The organism is Cyanobium sp. Lug-B (genome assembly GCF_024345635.1).
GTDB classification, from domain to species: Bacteria; Cyanobacteriota; Cyanobacteriia; order PCC-6307; family Cyanobiaceae; genus Cyanobium; species Cyanobium minutissimum.
In genome coordinates this window covers 1-23934 of sequence record NZ_JAGQBM010000014.1, presented here as the reverse complement: position 1 = coordinate 23934, position 23934 = coordinate 1, and the positions used below count along the sequence as shown (strand labels likewise).

Sequence of the window (23934 nt, the reverse complement as noted above, 5' to 3'; positions counted from 1 at the left end):
GAGGTCAGCCGACCGCGATGAGTCGGGACAGGAAGAAGGCCCAGGTGGTCGCGATACCGCCCAGCAGGTAATGGGCGACACCGACGGCACGGCCTTGGGTGATGGAGAGCGCCCGCGGTTGGATGGCGGGAGCCACCTTCAGCTTGTTGTGAGCCCAGACGATGGACTCGATCAGTTCCTGCCAGTAGCCGCGGCCACTGAAGAGGAACATGAGGCTGAAGGCCCAGACGAAGTGGGCACCCAGGAACATCAGACCGTAGGCACTGGAGGACGAGCCGTAGCTGTTCAGCACCTGGGCGGCCTGGGCCCACAGGAAGTCCCGGAGCCAGCCATTGATGGTGATGGCACCCTGGGCGAAGTTGCCGTTGGTGATGTGCTGGACGGTGCCGTCAGCATTGACGGTGCCCCACACGTCGCTCTGCATCTTCCAGCTGAAGTGGAAAATGACGATCGACAGGGAGTTGTACATCCAGAACAGGCCGAGGAACACGTGGTCCCAGGCCGACACCTGACAGGTACCGCCACGGCCGGGGCCGTCGCAGGGGAAGCGGAAGCCCAGGTTCGCCTTGTCGGGGACGAGGCGGGAGCTGCGCGCGTAGAGCACACCCTTCAGCAGGATCAGCACGGTGACGTGGATCGTGAAGGCGTGGATGTGGTGGACCATGAAGTCGGCCGTTCCCAGGGGGATCGGCGCAGCGGCCACCTTGCCGCCGACGGCGACGACAGCGCCATTGAACACTTCGCTCACACCGGCCAGCGCATTGGGAGCGGTGGTGCCGGCGGCAGCGGCGTGCAGGCCCTGGATCCATTGCGCGAAGACGGGCTTCAGCTGGATCGCGGTGTCGCTGAACATGTCCTGGGGACGTCCCAGGGCACTCATGGTGTCGTTGTGGATGTAGAGGCCGAAGCTGTGGAAGCCCAGGAAAATGCACACCCAGTTCAGGTGGCTGATCAGGGCGTCACGGGCTTTCAGCACCCGATCCAGCACGTTGTCGATGTTCTTGGCCGGGTCGTAGTCGCGGATGAGTGCGATGGCCGCATGGGCACCGGCTCCGACGATCAGGAAGCCGCCGATCCACATGTGGTGGGTGAACAGCGACAGCTGGGTCGGGTAGTCGATACCGATGTAGGGATACGGAGGCATCGCATACATGTGGTGCGCCACGATGATCGTGAGCGAACCGAACAGCGCCAGGTTGAGACCCAGCTGGGCGTGCCAGGAGGTGGTCAGGAACTCATAGAGCCCATCGTGACCTTTGGGCGCCGGGAACAGCAGGGGATCACCCTTCTGGCCCTCGAGAATCTCCTTGATGCTGTGACCGATGCCCCAGTTGGTGCGGTACATGTGGCCAGCCACGATGAACAGCACGGCAATCGCCAGATGGTGATGGGCGATGTCGGTCATCCAGAGGCTGCCGGTCACAGGATTCAGACCACCTTTGAAGGTGAGGAAATCGCTGTAGGCGGCCCAGTTGCCGGTGAAGAAGGCGGAGATACCCGCACCGAAACCAGGGAAGAGCTGGGCCAGCACGTCCTGGTTGATGAACTCGTGGGGGAGCGGGATGTCGGCCACCGAAGCGATGGTCTTGCCGTTGAGCACCAGCGGGTTGCCGGCGTCGATGGCATCCATCAACTGGGTGGTGGGCAGGGACACGTGCAGCAGGTGACCTGTCCAGGACAGGGACCCGAGCCCGAGCAGGCCGGCGAGGTGGTGGTTGAGCATGGACTCAACGTTCTGGAACCACTCCAGCTTCGGCGCTGCCTTGTGGTAGTGGAAGACACCGGCGTTGAGCATCAGGCCGGCCATCACCAGGGCACCGATGGCGGTGCAGAGGAGCTGGAACTCGTTGGTGAATCCCCAGGCTCTCCACACATGGAAGAGGCCGGAGGTGATCTGGATGCCGTGGAAGCCGGCACCCACATCGCCATTGAGAATTTCCTGACCGAAGATCGGCCAGACCACCTGGGCACTGGGTTTGACGTGCAGGGGGTCGGCCAGCCAGCCGGTGTAGTTGGAGAAGCGGGCTCCGTGATAGAAGGCGCCGCTCAGCCAGATGAAGATGACGGCCAGATGGCCGAAGTGAGCGCTGAAGATCTTCCGGGAGACCTCTTCAAGATCGCTCGTGTGGCTGTCGAAATCGTGAGCGTTGGCGTGGAGGTTCCAAATCCAGGTGGTGGTTTTGGGACCTTTGGCGAGGGTGCGATCGAAGTGCCCGGGCTTGCCGAGAACATCGAAGTCGACGGGAACGGGGTTCCGGTCAACCATGTCCTTCGCCGTTTTCCCACGCTCTGGTGGGCTGATGGTCATCGAGACGTTCCTCGAGGGACGGGGTCGAGGTGGAGGTCCACCCCTTCGACGGACGCCGGGGACAGGTCATGCGACCGTCCCGGCCCCATCGGTGGGCCCCATGGCCGGGAAGCCCCGACCATGGGCACCAGTCGCGGTGGGGGAGAAATCCCTTGCAGCGACTGGGGCTTTGGGCCCCGAAAGGGGACCGCTGGCGGAAGTATAGGGGTCGAAAACAAGGCGATTCGGTCGCCAGTTACAAAGGTTTAATCCCAGCGGTTCCAAGGCTGCGACTGAGGTCTGGCGACATGTTGTCAACAACGTAACAATCGAGAAAACGACGGGGTTTCTATAACCCCTTGCTGCATTTTGCAGCGATTTCAACAGTCGATCAGCCCGCCCCGGCCCCCGACGCAGAATGGCGCCACGAACGACGGAGAGCGCGTGGGCGACAGGGAAGTGGGGCGTGGCGCCGCGGAACGGGCGGTCCGTAGGTACTTCTGCCGAGCCGGCCTGATCGCGGCCGCCCTGCTGCTGGTGCTCGCCCTGGCGCCGCCCGCCGCCCTCGCCTTCTCCCTGCCGGGCCGACGGTCACCCGCCGCGGCCCCGGCCAGCCCGGCCATGGGACGCTCCAGCCAGCAGGAGGTGGCCCCACCCCTGGCGGTGCAGCAGCTGCAGGAGGCCCTCGAGGCGCGGCGCCCCCGGGTGGAGATCGTCTCCCCCGCCGACGGCGCCCTGCTGCCGGCGGGTCCCTGGACCCTGCAGCTGCGGGTGGAGGACTGGCCCCTGGTGGATGCGGGCCCCCTCGGTCTCGGCCCCCACCTGGTGGCGCAGCTGGATGGGGATGCCCCCCTGCCGCTGACGGCCACCACCACCACGATGCGGCCCCTGGAACCCGGCAGCCATCGCTTGACCGTCTATGCCGCCAGGCCCTGGGGTGAGGCGGTGAAGAGCCCCGGGGCCCAGCGCCAGATCCGACTGCACAGGGTGGCGGCCAATCCCCTCGGCCAGCCCGCCCCGGGCAGCCCCCAGCTGATCGCCGTCAGTCCCCGGGGAACGGCGGCCAGCACCCCGCTGCTGCTCGACTGGCTGCTGCTGGAGGCCCCCCTGCAGAACCTGCGCAGCGGCGATGCCAGCTGGCGGCTGCGGGTCGGCATCAACGGCGACAGCTTCCTGGTGGATCGCCAGACGCCCCTCTGGCTGGAGGGCTGGCGCACCGGCAGCAATGCGGTCCAGCTCGACCTGCTCGACGGCCTGGGCGAGCCCCTCAACCCTCCCTTCAACAGCCTGGTGGGTGAGGTGGTCCTGGAGCCGGGCGGCGAAACGCCCCGCTGGCAGAAGGGGCGGCTGACCCCCTCGGAGCTGGCGATCCTGCTGGGTGAGGCCCCGCCGCCGCCGGCTCCGGAGCCCGAGCCTGCGGGGGAGTCAGAGCTGGCGGCGGAATCCGACGCGCCCCCCGCGCCGGAGACCGCGGCCATGGCGGAGCCAACACCACCGCAGGAGACGGAGGAGCCGCAGATGGCGGAGCCCCAGGTGGTGCAGCCCGAGCCGGCGCCGGCGCCGGCCGGGGCGGCGGACGCCGCAGGACCGGAGAGCGACCCGGACATCCCCGACCGGACAGAGGAGCCGGCCCCGCAGGGGAGCCCGGTGGCGGCCGGCGATGCAGCCGATGGCATCCCGGTGGATGGCGACGCGGACCCCGGCCCCCAGGACCCCGCAGGCAGCCAGGGGCAGGCCCCCCTCGACGGGGAGGTGGCCCCTTGAGCGACCCGACACGGCGGCGACACATCGGTCTCGGCTTCAGTCCCACGGCCACCCCGATGCTGCAGCGGCTGCGCCAGGCCGGCCTGCTCCACGTGGTGCGGGAGGCGGAGGAGGAGGAGGCCTCCGGCCCGTGGCTGGCGCGGCACTGGGGGACGGCCGACGCGGTGGTGGCCGTTGGGGCCTGTGGGCTGGTGACCCGGCTGATCGCCCCCCTGATCGGCGACAAACAGAGCGATCCCGCCGTGCTGGTGGTGGACCCGCGGGGTCGCTTCGTGGTGCCCCTGCTGGGGGGCCACGGCGCCGGGGGCGAGCGGCTCGCCGAGGAGATCGCCGCCCTGGTGGGTGGCCAGGCCGTGCTCACCGGTGCCGGCGCGGCCCTGGGTCGACTGCCCCTGGATGCCTTCGGCCAGGCCTGGGGCTGGCGCCGCGGCGCCGGGGACTGGAGGGGGCTGATGGTGCAGGCGGCCGGCGGTGGCCGCCCCGTGCTGCGCCAGGAGGCGGGCACGACGCTGTGGCAGGGGCTGGAGGCCGCCGGTGCCGGCAAGAACAAGAGCGGTGAGGGCGACAGCCGCCACGGGGACCGCAGCCAGACCGACGCCGAGGCGGCCCTGGTGATCGGGCCCCGCAACGGCGCGGGCTGCCGCTGGCATCCCCCCTGCCTCTGGCTGGGCATCGGCTGCGAGCGGGACACGAGCCTGCCGGTGCTGGAGCGGCTGGTGGCGGAAGGCCTGGCGCAGCAGGGACTGGCCCCGGAGGCCGTGGCCGGCCTGGCCAGCATCGATCGCAAGGGGGATGAACCCGCCCTGCTGGCCCTGGCGGAGCAGCACGGCTGGCCCCTGCGCCTCTACGACGCCCCCACCCTGGCGGCGGTCGCCGTGCCCCATCCCTCGGAGGCCGTGGCCCGGGAGATGGGCACGTCCAGCGTGGCCGAAGCCGCCGCCCTGCAGGCGGCATCGGAGGCGGACCTGCCGCTGAGCGACCTGGCGGGGACGGCGCCCCGCCTGCTGCTGGAGAAGCGGATCGGCCGCGCCGCCCGTGGAGAGCGGGGGGCCGCCACCCTGGCGGTGGCCCTGGCGACCCGCCAGTGGGCCCCGCAGCGGGGCAGCCTGCATCTGGTGGGCAGCGGTCCGGGCCCGATCAACCTGCTCAGCGGCGATGCCCGCCGGGCCCTGGCCGCAACAACGGTGTGGGTGGGCTACGGGCTCTACCTCGACCTGCTGGAACCCCTGCGGCGCCCCGACCAGCTGCGCCGCGAGGGCCGGCTGACGGAGGAGCGGGCCCGCTGCGCCGAGGCCCTCGACCTGGCCCGCCAGGGCCTCGACGTGGCCCTGATCTCCTCCGGGGACAGCGGCATCTACGGCATGGCGGGGCTGGCACTGGAGCTCTGGCTGCAGCTGCCGGTCCTCGACCGTCCGGCCTTCACGGTGCACCCGGGGCTCTCGGCCCTGCAACTGGCCGCCGCCCGGGCCGGAGCCCCGCTCATGCACGACTTCTGCACCATCAGTCTCAGCGACCGCCTCACCCCCTGGGAGGTGATCGAACGGCGGCTGAAGGGTGCCGCGAGCGGCGATTTCGTCGTGGCCCTCTACAACCCCCGCTCCCTCGGCAGGCCGTGGCAGCTGAGCCGGGCCATCGAACTGCTGGGCGAAGGCCGGCCGGCCACAACGCCGGTGCTGCTGGCCCGCCAGCTGGGGCGCGCCGAAGAGGCGCTCAGCCTCCACACCCTGGGCACCTTGCCCGAGGACCGGGTGGACATGCTGACCCTGGTGCTGGTGGGGAACCGTTCCACCCGGGTCCAGGACGGCCGCATGGTCACCCCGCGGGGCTATCCGGGGGCAGCCCTGGCCTGAGGACCGGGAAAAAAAGAATCGGGATGACAGGATTCGAACCTGCGGCCCCTTCGTCCCGAACGAAGTGCGCTACCAAGCTGCGCCACATCCCGATGGCCAGACTTTAGGGGATGGGCTGCAGCCGGCCGGTGCCCCGGGCGTCCGGAGTGTCCTGCCTACAGTCCGCACAGCCCCGCGATGCCCGTGACCGTCAGCGACCCCCGGCCCGCCCCCGCCAAGCCCCCCTGGCTGCGGGTCAAGGCACCGCAGCGGGAGCGGATCGGCGCGGTGGCTGATCTGCTGGTCGACCTCAGGCTCAACACGGTCTGCCAGGAGGCCAGCTGCCCGAACATCGGCGAGTGTTTCGCCGGCGGCACCGCCACCTTCCTGATCATGGGGCCGGGCTGCACCCGGGCCTGCCCCTACTGCGACATCGACTTCGACCGCAGCGTGCGGGCCCTGGACCCCACCGAACCCGAGCGCCTCGGGGAGGCGGTGCGGCGCATGGGCCTGAGCCATGTGGTGATCACCTCGGTCAACCGGGACGACCTGGCCGACGGCGGCGCCAGCCAGTTCGTGGCCTGCATCGAGGCGGTGCGGCGCACGTCCCCCCTCACCACGATCGAGATCCTGCTGCCCGATCTGTGCGGTACCTGGGAGGCCCTGGCGGCGGTGATGGCGGCGGCACCGGAGGTGCTCAACCACAACATCGAGACCGTGCCCCGGCTCTACCGGCAGGTGCGGCCCCAGGGGGTGTACGGACGCTCGCTGGAGCTGCTGCGCCGGGTCCGTGAGGGCTGGCCGCGCACTTACACCAAGTCAGGGCTGATGGTGGGCCTGGGCGAAAGCGACGACGAGGTCCGCGCCGTGATGGCCGATCTGCGCGCCCACGCCGTCGACATCGTCACCATCGGCCAGTACCTCTCCCCCGGCCCGAAACATCTGCCGGTCCAGCGCTTCGCGTCGCCGGAGGTGTTCGAAAGCTTCCGCCGTCACGGGGAAGGCGAGCTGGGCTTCCTCCAGGTGGTGAGCAGTCCGCTCACCCGCAGCAGCTACCACGCCGGCGAGGTCCGTCGCCTGATGCAGGAGCACCCCCGCTGAGACCAAGGGGATCCCGATGCAGGATTGGGATTCCGCCGCCCCGTGGTCCGGTCATGAGCAAACTCGCCTCCGTCGGCCTCCTGCTGGCCCTGCTCGCACCGGCGGAGCCGGCCCTTGCCGTGCCCCACGTGTACACGGATGTGGTGCTGGGGGTGGACAACCTGATGGCCTGCGTGGAGAACGCCAAGACCGTGGCCAGCAAGAACGGCTTCACCGACGACGTGCAGGTGACCGGCACCGGCAAGAGCCGCTCTCTCTACGCCGACCACGCCAGCCTGCCCATGGCCCTCTCGATCAGCTGCAGCAGCCAGCTGGGTGCCGTGTCGATCGCCGTGGCCGGCATGAACAACGACGACACCTTCGCCGCCTTCCAGAAGGTCTACGACGACTTCTGAGCCTGGCCCGCTGAACCGCAGACCTGCTCAGGCCGCCACGACTTCCCGTTCCGCCAGACCCACCGTGGCCTTCTCGCTGGGGGGGACCAGCACCCGGAAGCGGGCCTTCCAGGTGGGCCAGTCAGCCAGGATCGCCGCCGCCCTGGCGCTGCCGGTGGCCTGCAGATGGGCCTCCAGCAGGGGCAGCAGCAGCCCCTCCTGTTCGGGGGTGGTGAGGGGCACCAGCGCCACCGACTCGGGGTTGAGGCGGGCCGCCAGACCTCCGGTCTCGTCGAGCAGGAAGGCCACACCGCCGGTCATGCCGGCAGCCACGTTGCGGCCGGTGCTGCCCAGCACCACCACCACGCCGCCGGTCATGTACTCGCAGCAGTGGTCACCGACGCCCTCCACCACGGTGCGGGCGCCGCTGTTGCGCACGGCGAAGCGCTCGCCGGCCCGGCCGAGGGCGAACAGCTCTCCGCCCGTGGCGCCGTAGAGGCAGGTGTTGCCGAGGATCACCTGGGCGCCGGGGTCACGGACGGCGGCCGGCGGCACCACGGTGATGCGGCCGCCGTTGAGCCCCTTGCCCACGTAGTCGTTGGCCTCGCCCACCAGGCGCAGGTCCATGCCCTGGAGCACGAAGGCGCCGAAGCTCTGGCCCGCGGCACCCTGGAACGTGAGGGAGAGGCCCCCCTGGAAGCCGGTGTTGCCATGCAGGGCGGCGATTTCGCCGGACAGCCGGGCCCCCACGCTGCGGTCGGTGTTGACGATCGTCAGCTGGCGCACGACATGGCCGTGGGCGTCGATCGCGCCACGCACCTCCGGGTCGGCGAGCAGGGCGTCCTCCAGCACGGGTCCGTTGCCGTGGGCCTCGTCGTCGTGCCGCAGCCAGCCGCGGTCAGCGGCGGCGGGGATGGGATCGAGCAGGCAGGAGAGATCGAGGGCGCTGGTCTTGGTGAGGCGGATGGCACGGGGCGCCAGCAGATCGGTGCGGCCGATCAGGTCCTCGAGCCGGGCCACCCCCAGCACGCTCAGGAGCTGGCGCACCTCCTCGGCCACGAAGACGAAGAAATTGACCACGTGCTCGGGCAGTCCGGTGAAGCGCTTGCGCAGGGCCTCCTTCTGGGTGGCGACCCCCACCGGGCAGTTGTTGGTGTGGCAGACGCGGGCCATGATGCAGCCCTCGGCGATCATGGCCACCGAGCCGAAGCCGAACTCCTCGGCCCCCAGCAGGGCGGCGATCAGCACGTCCCAGCCGCTCTTGAGGCCGCCGTCGGCCCGCAGCAGCACCCGGTCCCTCAGACCGTTCTCCAGCAGGCTCCGGTGCACCTCGGTGAGCCCCAGCTCCCAGGGGCTGCCGGCGTGCTTGATCGAGCTCAGCGGCGAGGCGCCGGTGCCGCCGTCGTGGCCGGAGATCTGGATCACATCGGCGTTGGCCTTGGCCACACCGGCGGCGATGGTGCCGATGCCGATCTCGGCCACCAGCTTCACCGAGACCCGGGCGGCGGGGTTCACCTGGTGCAGGTCGTGGATCAGCTGGGCCAGATCCTCGATCGAATAGATGTCGTGGTGGGGCGGCGGTGAGATCAGCGGCACGCCCGCCTTGCTGTTGCGCAGCCAGGCGATGTAGGCGTCCACCTTGGGGCCGGGCAGCTGGCCGCCCTCGCCGGGCTTGGCGCCCTGGGCCACCTTGATCTCCAGCTGGCGGCCGCTGCGCAGGTAGGCCGGGGTGACGCCGAAGCGGCCCGAGGCGATCTGCTTGATGGCGGAACAGGCGCTGTCGCCGTTGCGGAGTCCGCGCAGGGTGGGAAGCGTGGGGGAATGGCCCTCGCCGTCGACGTCGTGGAGGGGGTGGTACCGGGCGGGATCCTCACCGCCCTCGCCGCAGTTGCTCTTGCCTCCGATGCGGTTCATCGCCACCGCCAGCACCTCGTGGGCCTCCCGGGAGAGGGCCCCCAGGCTCATGCCGCCGGTGCAGAAGCGGCTGCAGATGCTCTCCACGCTCTCCACCTGCTCGATCGGCAGGGGGACCGGGGCCGGGCGCAGTTCGAGCAGATCCCGCAGCGCCGTCACCGGACGGTTCTCCAGCAGGGTGCGGTAGGTGGAGAAATGGTCGTAGCCGGGGCCCGCCGCCACGGCGGCGTGCAGGGCCTTGGACATCTCCGGGTTGTTGAGGTGGAACTCCCCGCCGGTGCGGTACTGCACGAAGCCCATGAACTCCAGCTTGGTGCGGTTGAGCTCCGGGTAGGCCTTGGCGTGGAACGCCAGGGTTTCGCTGGCCAGATCCTGCAGGCTGAGGCCGGCCACCCGGCTGGTGGTGCCGGTGAAGGCCCGATCGATCAGATCGGCGCCGATGCCGATGGCTTCGAAGATCTGGGCGCCGTGGTAGCTGGCGAGCAGGGAGATGCCGATCTTGGAGAGGATCTTGCGCAGCCCCTCCTCCAGGGCCTTGCGCACGTTGGCCTGGGCCGTGTCGGCGTCGAGGCGGGGGAGCTTGCCCCGCTCGATCATCGACTGGGTGCGGGGATGGACCAGCCAGTGGCGGGTGGTCTCCCAGGTGAGCCATGGGCAGACCGCGCTGGCGCCGTAGCCGATCAGGCAGGCGAGGTGGTGGGTGCTCCAGCACTGGGCGGTGTCGACCACCAGGGAGCACTGCAGACGCAGGCCGAGCCGCAGCAGGTGGTGATGCACGGCCCCCACCCCCAGCAGGGGGGGGATGGCCATGGTGCCGGCACTGATGCCGCCGCCGGTGCGGTCGGAGAGGACCAGGATCTGGGAGCCGCTGCGCACGGCCGCCTCCGCCTCGAAGCAAAGCCGATGCAGGGCCTGCTCCAGCCCCTCGGGCCCGCTGGCCACGGTCAGAAGCGTGGAGAGGGTGGTGACGCCGAGACCGTGGGAGCCGAGATCCTCCAGTTCGGCCTCGTTGAGCACCGGGGTGGTGAGGTGCAGCACGGCGGCACCGGAGGCATCGGGCCGCAGGGCCGAACCGCGCCGGCCCAGGTGCATCTCCAGGCTCATGACCAGCTTTTCGCGCAGCGGGTCGATCGGGGGGTTGGTGACCTGGGCGAAGCGCTGCTTGAAGTAGTCGTAGAGGAGGTGGGGCTTGGAGGAGAGCACCGCCAGGGGGATGTCGTCCCCCATGCAGTAGGTGGGCTCCTTGCCCTGGCCGGCCATGTCCTCGATCACCAGATCGAGGTCCTCGGCGGTGAAGCCGAAGGCGGTCTGCTGCTGGAGGAGTTCCAGTTCGCCGAGGGTGCGCTCCTGCTCCCAGACGCCGGGGGACAGGCTGCGGCGATGGTCGAGCAACCAGCCGGCATAGGGGAGACGGGCCGCCGTCTCCTCCTTCACATCCCAGTTGCGCAGCAGCCGGTGCTGCTCCAGGTCGACGGCCAGCATCTGGCCGGGGCCGAGGCGCCCCTTCTCGATGATCCGGGACTCCTCCAGTTCCACCACGCCCGTTTCCGAGCCCATCACCACGTAGCCGTCGCTGGTGATGCAGTAGCGGGCCGGCCGCAGGCCGTTGCGGTCGAGGGTGGCCCCCACCATGCGGCCATCGCTGAAGACCAGCAGGGCGGGGCCGTCCCAGGGCTCCTGCAGGCAGGCGCTGTATTCGTAGAAGGCCTTGATGGCGGGCCGTTCGTCCAGCTCGGGCTGGTCGCGGAAGGCTTCCGGCACCAGGGTGAGCAGGCTGTCGGTGATCGGCCGGCCGCTGCGGACCATCAGCTCGAGGGTGGCGTCGAGGTTCGCCGAATCGCTGAAGGCGGCGTTGACCAGGGGCCGCAGGTCGCGGGCGGCATCCCCCCAGACAGCCTCAAGATGGGATTCGGCGGCCCGGGCCCAGTTGATGTTGCCGAGCAGGGTGTTGATCTCGCCGTTGTGGCCCAGCAGGCGCATCGGCTGGGCCAGGGGCCAGCGGGGCAGGGTGTTGGTGCTGAAGCGGCGGTGGTACACCGCGAAGGCGACGCTGAAGCGCTCGTCCCGGAGGTCGGCGTAGAAGGCATCGAGCACCTCCGAGCGCACCATGCCCTTGTAGACGACGGTGCGGGCGCTGATCGAAGCGAAGTAGAGATCGGTGGTGTCGGCCCCCCAGACCTCCCGCACCCGGTCGACGGCGCGGCGCCGCAGGCGGAACAGCAGGGATTCGAGGGCGTCGACGTCGGCCATGACGCCGGGCACCGCATCGGGGGCGGCCAGCAGCCACTGCTCAATGGCCGGGGCGTTCTCCCGCGCCAGGGGACCGAGCACCTCGGGAACCACCGGCACCTCCCGCCAACCCAGGCTGAGCAGCCCGAGGCGCTCGGCCTCCTCATCGCAGATCCGCCGGGCCTGGTCGCGGCGGGACGGGTCCGCCGGCAGGAACAACATCCCCAGCCCCCGCACGACCGCCGTGGAGGCCGCAGCCGCCGGCCAGACAGCCTCCAGGTAGGTCCAGGGGATCGCGGTCAGCAGGCCAGCCCCGTCGCCGGAGTCGCCGTCACCGCCGCAGCCGCCCCGGTGCTCCATGCAGCGGAGTCCCCGGAGGGCCTGCTGGAGCACCCAGTGGCTGGGGACCCCTTCGAGGTGGGCCAGGAAACCCACCCCACAGGCGTCCGTCTCGCCAGGGCCTGGGGTGGGGCTGTCGCGGTGGGGCCAGACGGGGACGGAGGAGGACATAGGCCAGGTTGGGGCTGCTGAGACGGAGCTGGAACGGGCTTGGAGGGATCAAGCCTAAGGACGCCGGCAGGCGGGGCCTGCCGAGGAGCTGCCGTGTCACCCGTGCAGCAGCCGTGTCCGCAACGACAGGGCGAGCCATCGATCCTAGGCAGCCGCCCCCACCCGGGAGCGGTGGGACTAACTTTTTGCCTCAGGAGCAGGACGTCATCGATGGCCAGGACTCTGCCGATCACCCTGGCCCTGCTGGCCCTGATCGGAGCTCCCCCGGTCACCAGGGCAGCCCCGCCGCCGATCCCCCCGGCCCTGCCGGAGCTGCCGGCGCCACGCGCCAGCCGGCCCGGGAGCCTGCGGGGGGCCCCCGCTGCGGAGGTCGGCGGCACCGGGCTGACGCTCAACGGCCGCAGCCAGCAGGCCGCCTGGCGCTGGAGCGGCGAGGACCCACGCCGGCCGGAGGCCCTGTGGCTGCCGCTGGAGGTGCTCGAAGGCCAGCTGGGCTTCAGCGGCCGCTCCAGGCCCGATGGCGCCCTGGCCCTGGAGTGGTTCGGCCGGGAACTGCTGGTGCCACCGGCGCAGCAGCGGTCCCTGGCGGATGAGGTGGCCGTCGACGTGGCGGGCCTCCTTCTGGACATGGGCGTGACGGTGGAGCGCCGCGGCGAGCGGCTGGAGCTGCGCCTGCCGGCGCCGCGGCTGCTCCAGGTGCGCAGTTCGGAGCAGGCCGGCGTCCGCCGGGTGGTGCTGGACCTCGACGGACCCACCCTGGTGCGCAGCAGCGAGGGGAGCCTGCAGCTGGCCCTGCTCAGCCGGCCCGACCAGCTGGCCCAGCTCACCGCGCGGGGCCTGCGCAGCGGCGCCGTCGGGGCGGACCTGACCCTGGCGGTGCCGGGCGGCGGCGCCCCGCTGCGCACCTTCACCCTGGGGGGTCCGGCCCGGGTGGTGATCGACCTGCCCCAGGGCGCCGGCAGCGTCGGCACGGCGCCGGAGGCGCCGGCCCCGATCGATCCGCGGCTGCTGGCGATGCTGGGCTCCCAGCTGCGCTGGGACCAGCAGGTGCGCAGCGTGGGCGGCACCCGGGTCCTGGTCAACGCCGTCCGCATCGATCCGCGCAGCGGTCCCCTGGAACTGCGCACCCTCAGCCGCCCCGACGGCATGGCGGGGCTCAGCTCCCTGACGGCCCTGGCCCAGCGCCAGGACGCCCTGGTGGCGATCAACGGCGGCTTCTTCAACCGGGTGCGCCGGCTTCCCCTCGGCGCTCTGCGGGACCAGGGTCGCTGGCTGTCCGGGCCGATCCTCAACCGCGGCGTGGTGGGCTGGGAGCCCCGCAGCCTGCCGCGCTTCGGCCGCCTGCGCCTGGAGGAATGGATCAGCGACGACCGGGGCCAGCGTCTGCCGCTCCTGACCGTGAACAGCGGCCTGGCCCAGCGGGGCCTGAGCCGCTACACGGCCGAGTGGGGTCGGCTGTACCAGGCCCTGACCGGCTCCGAAACGGGTCTGCTGCTGAGCGGCGGCCAGGTGCAGCGCCGGATCGGCAGCGCCGAACTGGCGGCGGGGCTGCCGCTGCGGCCGGAGGAGACCCTGGTGGTCGCCCGGGGCGGGGCCGACCTGCCCTGGAGCGAGGGGGACCGGCTGCGGATCGAGAGCCGGCCCAGCGATCCGGTGGGCAACGCCTCCTCCGTGATGGGGGGCGGACCGCTGCTGCTCCAGAACGGCCGGATCGTGCTCAACGGCGCCGCCGAAGGCTTCGGGGCCGCCTTCCTGGGCCAGGGGGCCCCCCGCACCGTGGTGGGCAGCGACGGCACCCTGCTGTGGCTGGTGACCCTGGAGGGAGCCGGGGGGGGCGCCGGGCCCACCCTCTCCGAGACCGCCTGGCTGATGCAGCAGATGGGGCTGGTGGACGCCCTCAACCTCGACGGGGGCAGTTCCACGGGCCTGGTGATGGGCGGCAGCCACCGGGTCAAGGGGCGCGGCGTGGCCGGCTCGGTCCACAACGGCCTGGGCCTGGTGCCCATCGGGGGAGGCGAAGCCGCCACCCGCCTGGGGCCGGCCGGCAGGCCGCCGGGCGACTGATTCCTGGGACGGAACGGAACCACTGGCAGAGTGGCCTGAGTCGTTTCGTCGCCGTGCCCAGGGGCCACAGCCTCCGTCTCACCGCCGCCGCCGCCGCCGAGCTCTGCCGGCAGGCGGCCGTGGCGGGCACCCCCGGGCTGATGCACCTGGAGCTGCTCGAGGGTGCCTGTGAGGCCTGGGCCATCCGCCTGCGCCCGGGCCACCTCTCCGGCACCCCCGTGGCCCGGGCCGACGGCATCACCCTCTATTCCCCCGGAGACCAGCTGCCCCTGCTTCAGGGACTGCAGCTCGATTACCGCGGCGACCTCAGCGGCGGGGGTTTCCTGGTGCGCTCCGGCCCGGGGGTGCGCACCTGTGCCTGCGGGGCCGCCTTCAGTCGCGAGACATGAGCGGGACGACGACGAAGTAAGGTGTCGGATTGTCGATACGGTCGGACGTCCGACCTGTCCACCCAGAAGTCCCCACCGAGCAGCACCCGGCCCTCGATGCCCACTATTCAGCAGCTGATCCGCACCGAGCGGCAGCGTCTCACCCGCAAGACGAAGTCGCCCGCCCTGCGCGCCTGCCCCGAACGGCGTGGCGTCTGCACCCGGGTGTACACCTCCACCCCGAAGAAGCCCAACTCGGCGCTGAGGAAGGTGGCCCGTGTGCGCCTCACCTCCGGCTTCGAGGTGACGGCCTACATCCCGGGCATCGGCCACAACCTTCAGGAGCACTCGGTGGTTCTGATCCGCGGCGGCCGCGTCAAGGATCTGCCCGGTGTCCGTTATCACATCATCCGCGGCACCCTCGACACCTCCGGGGTCAAGGACCGGCGCCAGTCCCGCTCCAAGTACGGCGCCAAGACACCGAAGGCCTGAGCCTTCGCGCCCCCGGCTCTCCGCGGCCGACCTCCTCCTCCCCCGCCTTTTCTCCCTCCGTTCCATGTCCCGCCGCAACGCCGCCGAGAAGCGCCCGGTCCTGCCGGATCCCCAGTTCAACAGCCGCCTGGCCTCGATGATCGTGGCCCGGCTGATGAAGCACGGCAAGAAGTCCACGGCCCAGCGCATCCTGTCCGATGCCTTCACCCTGATCAACGAGCGCACCGGCGCCGACCCCCTCGACCTGTTCGAGACGGCGGTCCGCAATGCCACCCCCCTGGTGGAAGTGCGGGCCCGTCGGGTCGGCGGTGCCACCTATCAGGTGCCGATGGAAGTGCGTCAGGAGCGGGGCACCGCCATGGCGCTGCGCTGGCTGGTCAACTTCTCCCGCGCCCGCAACGGCCGCAGCATGGCCCAGAAACTGGCCGGCGAGCTGATGGACGCGGCCAACGAGGCCGGCAGTGCCGTCCGCAAGCGGGAGGAAACCCACAAGATGGCCGAAGCGAACAAGGCTTTCGCCCACTACCGCTACTGAGCGGCCCCGGGGGCCGGATCCCTGGGCTGATCCGGTTCCCCCAGACCTGAGCGATCACCGGTCTGTAGAGTTACGCCCGTTTTTTGTCGACCCACCCCCGGAGAACTTTCCCGTGGCCCGCGCCTACCCCCTGGAACGCGTCAGAAATATCGGAATCGCCGCTCACATCGACGCGGGCAAGACCACCACGACCGAACGGATTCTGTTCTATTCCGGCGTGGTCCACAAGATGGGCGAGGTGCACGATGGCGCCGCCGTCACCGACTGGATGGAGCAGGAACGCGAGCGTGGCATCACCATCACCGCGGCCGCCATCTCCACCAGCTGGAAGGACAACCGGATCAACATCATCGACACCCCCGGCCACGTCGATTTCACGATCGAAGTGGAGCGCTCCATGCGCGTGCTCGATGGTGTGGTCGCCGTGTTCTGTGCCGTGGGCGGCGTCCAGCCCCAGTCGGAGACCGTCTGGCGCCAGGCCGACCGCTACAACGTGCCCCGGATCGTGTTCGTCAACAAGATGGACCGCACCGGTGCAAACTTCCTGAAGGTCTACGAGCAGATCAAGGATCGCCTCAAGGCCAACGCCGTGCCGATCCAGCTGCCGATCGGTGCCGAGGGCGATCTCAAGGGCATCATCGACCTGGTGCGCAACAAGGCGATCATCTACACCAATGATCTCGGCACCGACATCCTCGAAGAGGAGATCCCCGCCGACATGCAGGACGAGGCTGCGGAATGGCGCCAGAAGCTGATGGAGTCGGTGGCCGAAACCGACGAAGAGCTGATCGAGGCCTTCCTCGAGAACGGTGAGCTCACCCAGGAGCAGCTGATGCGCGGCATCCGCCTCGGGGTGCTGCAGCACGGCATGGTGCCGATCCTCTGCGGCTCCGCCTTCAAGAACAAGGGTGTCCAGCTGGTGCTCGACGCGGTGGTCGACTACCTGCCCGCCCCCGTCGACGTGCCTCCGATCCATGGCCTGCTGGCCGACGGCAGCGAAGCCACTCGCCCCTGCGACGACAACGCCCCCTTCAGCGCCCTGGCCTTCAAGGTCATGGCCGACCCCTACGGCAAGCTCACCTTCGTGCGCATGTACAGCGGGGTCCTCCAGAAGGGCAGCTACGTGCTCAACTCCACCAAGGACAAGAAGGAGCGCATCTCCCGCCTGATCCTGCTCAAGGCCGACGAACGCGAGGAGGTGGACGAACTGCGGGCCGGTGATCTCGGGGCCGTGCTCGGCCTCAAGGACACCACCACGGGCGACACCCTCTGCGTCGACTCCGACCCGATCATCCTGGAATCCCTGTTCATCCCCGAACCGGTGATCTCCGTGGCCGTGGAGCCCAAGACCAAGGGCGACATGGAGAAGCTCGGCAAGGCCCTGCAGTCCCTCTCCGAGGAGGACCCCACCTTCCGGGTCTCCACCGATCCGGAAACCAACCAGACGGTGATCGCCGGCATGGGCGAACTGCACCTGGAGATCCTGGTCGACCGCATGCTGCGGGAGTTCAAGGTGGAGGCCAACATCGGCGCCCCCCAGGTGTCCTACCGGGAAACCATCCGCGGCAGTGCCAAGGGTGAAGGCAAGTTCGCCCGCCAGACGGGCGGCAAGGGCCAGTACGGCCACGTGGTGATCGAAATGCAGCCCGGCGAGCCGGGTTCAGGGTTCGAGTTCGTCAACAAGATCGTTGGCGGCATCGTTCCCAAGGAGTACATCGGTCCGGCGGAAGCCGGCATGAAGGAAACCTGCCAGTCCGGCGTGATTGCCGGTTTCCCCATGATCGATGTCAAGGTCACCATGGTGGACGGCTCCTATCACGACGTCGACTCTTCGGAGATGGCGTTCAAGATCGCCGGTTCCATGGCCTTCAAGGACGGCGTCAAGAAGTGCAATCCCGTACTGCTTGAGCCGATGATGAAGGTTGAGGTCGAGGTCCCCGAGGATTTCCTCGGTTCGGTCATCGGCGACCTTTCCTCCCGCCGTGGTCAGGTCGAAGGACAGTCCGTCGACGACGGTCAGTCCAAAGTCCAGGCCAAGGTGCCGCTGGCCGAAATGTTCGGCTATGCCACCCAGCTCCGATCCATGACCCAGGGTCGGGGTATTTTCTCGATGGAGTTCAGCCATTACGAGGAAGTTCCTCGCAATGTGGCGGAAGCCATCATTTCCAAGAATCAGGGCAATTCCTGATCTTTCTTTCCATCCAACCCACCCCCCCGATTCTTTCCTTCCATGGCACGCGAGAAGTTCGAGAGGAACAAGCCTCACGTCAACATCGGCACCATCGGTCACGTTGACCACGGCAAGACCACCCTCACCGCCGCCATCACCAACGTGCTGGCGTCCCAGGGCATGGCCAAGGCCCAGGCCTACGACGAGATCGATGGCGCCCCTGAGGAGAAGGAGCGGGGGATCACGATCAACACGGCCCACGTCGAGTACGAGACCGGCAAGCGTCACTACGCCCACGTCGACTGCCCGGGTCACGCCGACTACGTCAAGAACATGATCACCGGTGCCGCCCAGATGGACGGCGCCATCCTGGTGGTGGCCGCCACCGACGGCCCCATGGCCCAGACCAAGGAGCACATCCTCCTGGCCAAGCAGGTGGGCGTGCCGGCGCTGGTCGTGTTCCTCAACAAGAAGGACATGGTCGACGACGAGGAGATCCTCGAGCTCGTCGAACTGGAGATGCGTGAGCTGCTGAGCAGCTACGACTTCCCCGGTGACGACATCCCCGTCATCGCCGGCTCCGCCCTCAAGGCCCTCGAGTACATCCAGGCCGGCAAGAAGGCAGTGCGCGGTGAGGACGAGTGGGTCGACAAGATCCTCGACCTCATGGATGCGGTCGACGAGGCCATCCCCGAGCCCGAGCGTGAGATCGACAAGCCCTTCCTGATGGCCGTCGAAGACGTGTTCTCGATCACCGGTCGGGGCACCGTCGCCACCGGTCGTATCGAGCGCGGCAAGGTGAAGGTGGGCGAGACCGTCCAGATCGTCGGCATCCGCGACACCCGGGAAACCACCGTCACCGGCGTCGAGATGTTCCGCAAGCTGCTCGACGAGGGCATGGCAGGCGACAACGTCGGCCTGCTGCTGCGCGGCATCCAGAAGGAAGACATCGAGCGCGGCATGGTGCTGGTGAAGCCCAACTCCATCAAGCCCCACACCAAGTTCGAGGGTGAGGTCTACGTGCTCAAGAAGGAGGAAGGCGGTCGCCACACCCCCTTCTTCGCCGGCTATCGCCCGCAGTTCTACATCCGCACCACGGACGTGACCGGCCAGATCACCGCCTTCACCGCCGATGACGGCTCCAACGTGGAGATGGTGATGCCCGGCGACCGCATCAAGATGAGCGCCGAGCTGATCTGCCCGGTCGCCATTGAGCAGGGCATGCGCTTCGCCATCCGTGAAGGCGGCCGCACCATCGGTGCCGGCGTGGTGTCCAAGATCGTTCTGTGAGGCTGATCTAGCCTGTTCAAGGGAGCTTCACCTCGGTGGGGCTCCCGCTTCCGGAACCGTCGGTTCCCTCTGCACCTCGACAACCCGTTGCCGCGGCACTCCCGCCGCCCATCTGCCGCCCTTCGCCCGCGTTTCCCTTCCGATGACCGCCTCCATCCCCCAGCAGAAGATCCGCATCCGCCTGAAGGCCTTCGATCGCCGCATGCTGGATCTGTCCTGCGAAAAGATCATCGAAACCGCCGATCACACCGCTGCCACGGCCATCGGCCCCATCCCCCTGCCCACCAAGCGCAAGATTTACTGCGTGCTGCGCTCGCCCCACGTCGACAAGGATTCCCGTGAGCACTTCGAGACGCGCACCCACCGCCGCATCATCGATATCTACAGCCCCAGCTCCAAGACCATCGACGCCCTCATGAAGCTCGACCTGCCCAGTGGTGTGGATATCGAAGTCAAGCTCTGATGCCGATGGGGCCACAGGGCTTCGCCGGGCTGGTCGCTCTCTCTAGGATCGCGATACACCCCGAGTTGCCCTGGTTGATCCTTCCGCCGCCGCCCTTCGATCGCCCCTTCCCCCCTGCCGCCAGCGGCATCCTGCTCGCGTGACTGACCTGGCCGTCAGGGAGTTGCCCCTGTTCCCCCTCCCCGATGTGGTGCTCTTCCCCCAGGAAGTGCTGCCGCTCCACATCTTCGAGCCGCGCTATCGCATGATGCTGCGCACGGCGATGTCGGAGGACAGGCGCTTCGGGGTGGTCCGCTGGGATCCCCAGAGCAAGAAGATGGCGGAAGTGGGCTGCTGCGCCGAGATCCTCCACTGCCAGGTGCAGGACGACGACCGCAGCAACATCGTCACCATGGGCCAGCAGCGCTTCCGGGTGCTCGACATCGTGCGCGACACCCCGTTCCGCGTCGGCATGGTCAGCTGGATCGAGGACACGGTGAGCGAAAGCCACGAAGAGCTCGAGACCCTCACCAGCGACGTGACCCGGGCCCTGCGCGACGTCGTCGATCTCACCGGCAAGCTGATCGGCAAGCCCTCCTCCCTGCCCGCCGATCTGCCCGACCTGCCGCGGGAGCTCTCCTTCTGGATCGGTGCCCACCTCGGCGGTCCGGTGGCGGACCACCAGCAGGCCCTGCTGGAGATCACCGACACCGGCGAGCGCCTGCGCCAGGAATTCGAACTGCTCGACCAGACCCGGCGCCAGCTGGCGGCCCGCACGGTCCTCAAGGACACCTTCTCCAGCCTCGGCGACGGCAGCAGCGAGACCTGAGCCATGCCGAGCCTCCTTCCGGGCGGCGCCCTGCTGCCCCTCCTCCTGACGGGGGGTGCCCTGGCCGCGGTGCTGGCCGCCCTGGTGTGGCAGCGCCGCTCGCGGGCCTACCTGTCCCCGGCCAGCGTCGCCGCCGCCTATGACCGCTGGACCGACGACCGGCTGCTGGAGCGGCTCTGGGGCGAGCATGTGCACCTGGGCCACTACGGTGCCCCCCCCGCCCCCCGCGACTTCCGCGCCGCCAAGGCCGCCTTCGTCCACGAACTGGTGCGCTGGAGCGGCCTCGACCGCCTGCCCCCCGGCAGCCGCGTGCTGGATGTGGGCTGCGGCATCGGCGGCAGCGCCCGCATCCTGGCCCGCGACTACGGCTTCGAGGTGCTGGGGATCAGCATCAGCCCGGCCCAGATTGCCCGGGCCCGGGAGCTCACCCCCGCCGATCTGCCGAACTGCCGGTTCGCCGTGATGGATGCCCTGGCCCTGGAACTGCCGGACGGGGGCCCTGGGGCGGGCTTCGATGCGGTCTGGAGTGTGGAGGCCGGCCCCCACATGCCCGACAAGCAGCGCTACGCCGATGAGATGCTGCGGGTGCTCCGGCCGGGGGGCTCTCTGGCGGTGGCCGACTGGAACCGCCGCGACCCGAGCGTCGCCCCCATGAATCGGCTGGAGCGCTGGGTGATGCGCCAGCTTCTCGACCAGTGGGCCCATCCGGAATTCGCCAGCATCCCCTCCCTGAAGCGGAATCTGGAGACCAGCCCCTGTAACCGGGGCCTGACGATCAGCACCGCCGACTGGACGGCGGCCACGCTCCCCTCCTGGGTGGATTCGATCCTTGAAGGCGTGCGCCGCCCCGGGGCGGTGCTGGGGCTGGGCCCCCGGGCCGTGCTCCAGGGACTGCGGGAGACGCCGACGCTGCTGCTGATGGACTGGGCCTTCCGCAACGGCCTGATGCAGTTCGGGGTCTTCCGCGGTGAGGCGCCTGGAGCCGGGGCCACGGCGGGGCGCGGCTGACTCAGTCGGCCCTCTCCTCGGCGGCGAGGTTGGTGAGGGGATAAGCCCCGAACAGGGCCAGGTGCTCGCAGAGGGGGCTGAGGTCGGCGATCGCCCCGTCCAGGGGCTCGGCGCCCTCGGGAAGCTCAAGATCGACGAAGAAGATGTACTCGCCCATCTCCCGCTTGGACGGACGCGATTCGATCCGGCTCATGTTGAGCCCCTGGCGCGCGAAGCAGCCCAGCGACTCCAGCAGGGCACCGGGCTGGTTGGAATGGAGCGAGAACGCCAGGCTGGCATGGGGGCCCCTGTGGGAGCGCTCGCCGCGGCGCAGCAGCAGGAAGCGGGTGCAGTTGCCGGGCACATCGTTGATCGGGTGGGCCAGCACCTCCAGGCCGTGCTCGGCCGCCGCCTCCAGGGAGGCGATGGCGCCCCGGAAGCGGCTGCCCCGCACCAGCCGGGCCGCCTCGGCCGTGGAGCTGGTGGGCAGCTGCAGGGCCTGGGGCAGGTGCTCCCCCAGCCACAGGCTGCACTGGGCCAGGGCCTGGGGGTGAGAGAGCACCTCACTGATGGCGTCGAGGGGGCCCGTGCCCACCAGGGCGTGGCGGATGGGCAGCACCAGGGCCCGGGCCACCGCCAGGTCAGGGTGCTCCCAGAGGGCATCGAGGCAGCTGGTGACGCCCCCTTCGACGGAGTTCTCCACCGGCACCACCGCCAGATCGCAGTCGCCGTCGGCCAGGGCCCGGATCACGGCGCGGATGCCCTGCTGGGGCACGAAGGCCACCGCCTCAAGGCCCTCGAGGGCCGCCAGTCGCTGCGCCGCCTGCTCACCGTAGGTGCCGACGGGACCGAGAAAGGCGAGGCGCATGGCGGTGGAACGCTCTGGGGTGATCGGTAGGATCATGGCCTGCCGGCCCGCAGGCCATGTCCCTGGCCTTCAGCGCCAGTCAGCAACTCGACCTCCCGGTGGCCAGCGAGGCGGATCGCCTGCCCGCCTACCTCGATGATGAGCAGCGGGTGGTGCAGGCCCTGCTCGACCCCACCCAGCTCGAACCCCTCGGCCCCGGCCGTTACCGCTACACCGTCAGCCAGGTGCGGGTGTTCCAGCTGAAGGTCCAGCCGGTGGTGGAGCTGCAGGTGGTGCGTCGCCATGGCCGACTGGAACTGGAGGCCCTCGACTGCCAGCTGGAGGGACTCGGGCTGGTGGAGGACTTCCGTCTCGGGCTCTGCTCCTGGCTCGCTGCCGCCGACGGCGGCCTGACCGGCGAAGCCAGCCTGTCGGTGACGGTGAGCCGTCCCACCCTGCTGCAGCTGATCCCCCCCAAGGTGCTGGAGGCCACGGGCCGCTCGGTGCTCGGCGGCATCCTGCTGGGCATCAGGACCCGGGTGAGTCAGCAGCTGCTGGGGGATTTCCAGCGCTGGTGCCGATCGACCTGAGGAAGCTGCGGCGGTGCAGGGGCGTGGGTCCCAGCCGCTGGATCGCCTCCCGGTGCTGGCGGGTGCCGTAGCCGGCGTGGCGCTCCAGGCCGTAGCCAGGGTGGCGCAGGGCCAGGCGCCGCAGGAGGGCATCCCGCTCCTGCTTGGCGAGCACGCTGGCGGCGGCGATCGCCGCGCAGCGGCCGTCTCCGCCCACCAGGGTGGTCTGGGGGCCGTCCCAGCCCCGCAGGGGCAGGACCCCATCCACCAGCAGCAGCCGGGGGGGGCGGGGCAGCCGTTGCAGGGCCCGCAGCATCGCCCATTCGGTGGCCCGTCGCACCCCCCAGCGATCGATCTCGCCAGCGCTGGCCTGCCCCAAGGCCCAGGCCAGGGCCTGGTGGCGCAGCAGGGGAACCAGGGCCTCGCGGCGCCGGGCGCTGAGCTTCTTGCTGTCGTTCAGGCCCGCTGCCGCCAGGGTGGCCAGGGCCGTTGCCGGCAGCACCACCGCCGCGGCGAACACAGGGCCGAACAGGCTGCCCCGGCCGACCTCATCCACCCCGGCACAGTCTGCGGGGTCGAGTCCGCCCCAGACCGATGCGTCGGGGTGACCGAGGGCCTCGGGGCCGGGACGCCGGAAGGCGTCGGGGCCTGGACGATCAGCCAGCGGCGGAGGAGCGGCGGCGGCGGCGGCGGGGCTCACCGGGGTCGGCGGCCGGAGAATCCGTGGCGGGCACAGCGGCGGCGGCGGCCACCGGGACCGGAGCCGCCACCACGACCGGTGTCGATCGGCCGGAGGAGCGGCGGCTGGGAACGGCCACGGTCACCAGCTCGGACGGGACCGCAGTGGGCAGGGGTTCGAACGGGGCCGGCGTGATCTCGAGAATGGGGATCGCCTCGTGCACCGGGGAGTCGAAGGCCCCGGCAGCAGCGGGGGATTCCACCGCCTCGGGCGCGTCGGCCATGCCGTTGGCGTCGGCCGTGCCGTTGCGGCCCTCGCCGTTACGGCCGCGCCGCCGGCGACGGGAGCCGCTGGCGGCCAGCTGCTGACGGGCTTCCTCGAGGACGGCCTCGGGGTCGGCGTCGGGGCGCACCACACGCACCATCAGGCTGTCGCCGCTGGGGACCGGATCAAGCAGCAAGGCCGGACTCAACCCCATCCAGCCGTAGACCAGCTCCTGTTCAGGATCCATCGGCACGGCCAGCACCTCGGGCTCCTGGCGGCGCTGCGGAGCGTCGCTGGCGACACTCTCCTGGGCCGCCGGCGGGACGACGGCGCTGCCGTTGGCACCGCCCTCGGCGTAGCCGCCCAGGGCCGGGGGCTCGGCCCCATCGG

Annotated in this window: 18 protein-coding genes, 1 tRNA gene and 1 pseudogene; 14 read left to right on the top strand and 6 right to left on the bottom strand. The window is 70.1% G+C overall.

All coding sequences use genetic code 11. The features are described 5' to 3' along the window. Positions 1–4 precede the first annotated feature (4 nt). Positions 5–2308, bottom strand: coding sequence for a photosystem I core protein PsaA (gene psaA / locus KBY81_RS05395; RefSeq protein WP_254975872.1), 2304 nt, complete (start codon positions 2306–2308; stop codon positions 5–7). 423 nt (positions 2309–2731) lie between these two features. On the opposite strand from psaA, the gene KBY81_RS05390 reads away from it, so the two are divergent. Then, the gene (locus tag KBY81_RS05390) at positions 2732–4051 is read left to right on the top strand and encodes a hypothetical protein (RefSeq protein ID WP_254975871.1); all 1320 of its coding nucleotides are present in this window, start codon (positions 2732–2734) and stop codon (positions 4049–4051) included. 56 nt (positions 4052–4107) lie between these two features. After that, a complete protein-coding gene (gene cobJ, locus KBY81_RS05385; RefSeq protein ID WP_254975883.1) occupies positions 4108–5901 on the top strand; it encodes a precorrin-3B C(17)-methyltransferase in 1794 nt (597 codons plus the stop codon). An 18-nt stretch (positions 5902–5919) separates the two neighbouring features. On the opposite strand, the gene KBY81_RS05380 is transcribed toward cobJ, so the two are convergent. Further along, a tRNA-Pro gene (locus KBY81_RS05380) sits at positions 5920–5993 on the bottom strand. 91 nt (positions 5994–6084) lie between these two features. Here KBY81_RS05380 and lipA point away from each other — a divergent pair. Further along, positions 6085–6981, top strand: a complete 897-nt coding sequence (gene lipA / locus KBY81_RS05375) for a lipoyl synthase (RefSeq protein WP_315858478.1) — start codon at positions 6085–6087, stop codon at positions 6979–6981. Between the two features lie 53 nt (positions 6982–7034). Continuing rightward, positions 7035–7376 (top strand): hypothetical protein, encoded by a 342-nt coding sequence (locus KBY81_RS05370; RefSeq protein WP_106221626.1) that lies wholly within the window; start codon positions 7035–7037, stop codon positions 7374–7376. 27 nt (positions 7377–7403) lie between these two features. Here KBY81_RS05370 and gltB read toward each other — a convergent pair whose 3' ends face one another. Beyond that, entirely contained in the window at positions 7404–12008 is a 4605-nt protein-coding gene (gene gltB / locus KBY81_RS05365) for a glutamate synthase large subunit (RefSeq protein ID WP_254975869.1), read from the bottom strand. 210 nt (positions 12009–12218) lie between these two features. On the opposite strand from gltB, the gene KBY81_RS05360 reads away from it, so the two are divergent. From KBY81_RS05360 to KBY81_RS05320, 9 genes are all read left to right on the top strand, one after another. After that, on the top strand, positions 12219–14072 hold the full coding sequence (locus KBY81_RS05360; protein ID WP_254975868.1) for a phosphodiester glycosidase family protein: 1854 nt from the start codon (positions 12219–12221) through the stop codon (positions 14070–14072). Between the two features lie 53 nt (positions 14073–14125). Next, complete coding sequence (locus KBY81_RS05355) at positions 14126–14461, top strand: AIR synthase (protein ID WP_106221620.1); 336 nt, start codon at positions 14126–14128, stop codon at positions 14459–14461. Positions 14462–14557: 96 nt separating this feature from the next. Continuing rightward, positions 14558–14932 (top strand): 30S ribosomal protein S12, encoded by a 375-nt coding sequence (gene rpsL, locus KBY81_RS05350; RefSeq protein WP_015109448.1) that lies wholly within the window; start codon positions 14558–14560, stop codon positions 14930–14932. A gap of 64 nt (positions 14933–14996) precedes the next feature. Next, entirely contained in the window at positions 14997–15467 is a 471-nt protein-coding gene (rpsG, locus tag KBY81_RS05345) for a 30S ribosomal protein S7 (RefSeq protein ID WP_015109449.1), read from the top strand. 112 nt (positions 15468–15579) lie between these two features. Beyond that, a complete protein-coding gene (fusA, locus tag KBY81_RS05340; protein ID WP_015109450.1) occupies positions 15580–17655 on the top strand; it encodes an elongation factor G in 2076 nt (691 codons plus the stop codon). 42 nt (positions 17656–17697) lie between these two features. Continuing rightward, positions 17698–18927, top strand: coding sequence for an elongation factor Tu (gene tuf / locus KBY81_RS05335; RefSeq protein ID WP_106221619.1), 1230 nt, complete (start codon positions 17698–17700; stop codon positions 18925–18927). A gap of 142 nt (positions 18928–19069) precedes the next feature. Then, a complete protein-coding gene (gene rpsJ, locus KBY81_RS05330; protein ID WP_015109452.1) occupies positions 19070–19390 on the top strand; it encodes a 30S ribosomal protein S10 in 321 nt (106 codons plus the stop codon). Positions 19391–19529: 139 nt separating this feature from the next. Further along, complete coding sequence (locus KBY81_RS05325) at positions 19530–20198, top strand: LON peptidase substrate-binding domain-containing protein (RefSeq protein WP_015109453.1); 669 nt, start codon at positions 19530–19532, stop codon at positions 20196–20198. 3 nt (positions 20199–20201) lie between these two features. Beyond that, complete coding sequence (locus KBY81_RS05320) at positions 20202–21206, top strand: methyltransferase domain-containing protein (RefSeq protein WP_254975867.1); 1005 nt, start codon at positions 20202–20204, stop codon at positions 21204–21206. A gap of 1 nt (position 21207) precedes the next feature. On the opposite strand, the gene pheA is transcribed toward KBY81_RS05320, so the two are convergent. After that, on the bottom strand, positions 21208–22053 hold the full coding sequence (gene pheA / locus KBY81_RS05315) for a prephenate dehydratase (protein ID WP_254972507.1): 846 nt from the start codon (positions 22051–22053) through the stop codon (positions 21208–21210). Positions 22054–22109: 56 nt separating this feature from the next. Here pheA and KBY81_RS05310 point away from each other — a divergent pair, with 56 nt between their 5' ends. Continuing rightward, entirely contained in the window at positions 22110–22622 is a 513-nt protein-coding gene (locus KBY81_RS05310) for a DUF1997 domain-containing protein (protein WP_254975866.1), read from the top strand. Here KBY81_RS05310 and KBY81_RS05305 read toward each other — a convergent pair. Next, complete coding sequence (locus tag KBY81_RS05305; protein ID WP_254975882.1) at positions 22561–23157, bottom strand: ribonuclease HII; 597 nt, start codon at positions 23155–23157, stop codon at positions 22561–22563. The two genes, KBY81_RS05310 and KBY81_RS05305, sit on opposite strands and share 62 nt — an antisense overlap. Positions 23158–23257: 100 nt before the next feature. Beyond that, positions 23258–23934, bottom strand: a pseudogene (locus KBY81_RS05300) (ribonuclease E); the annotation flags it as partial.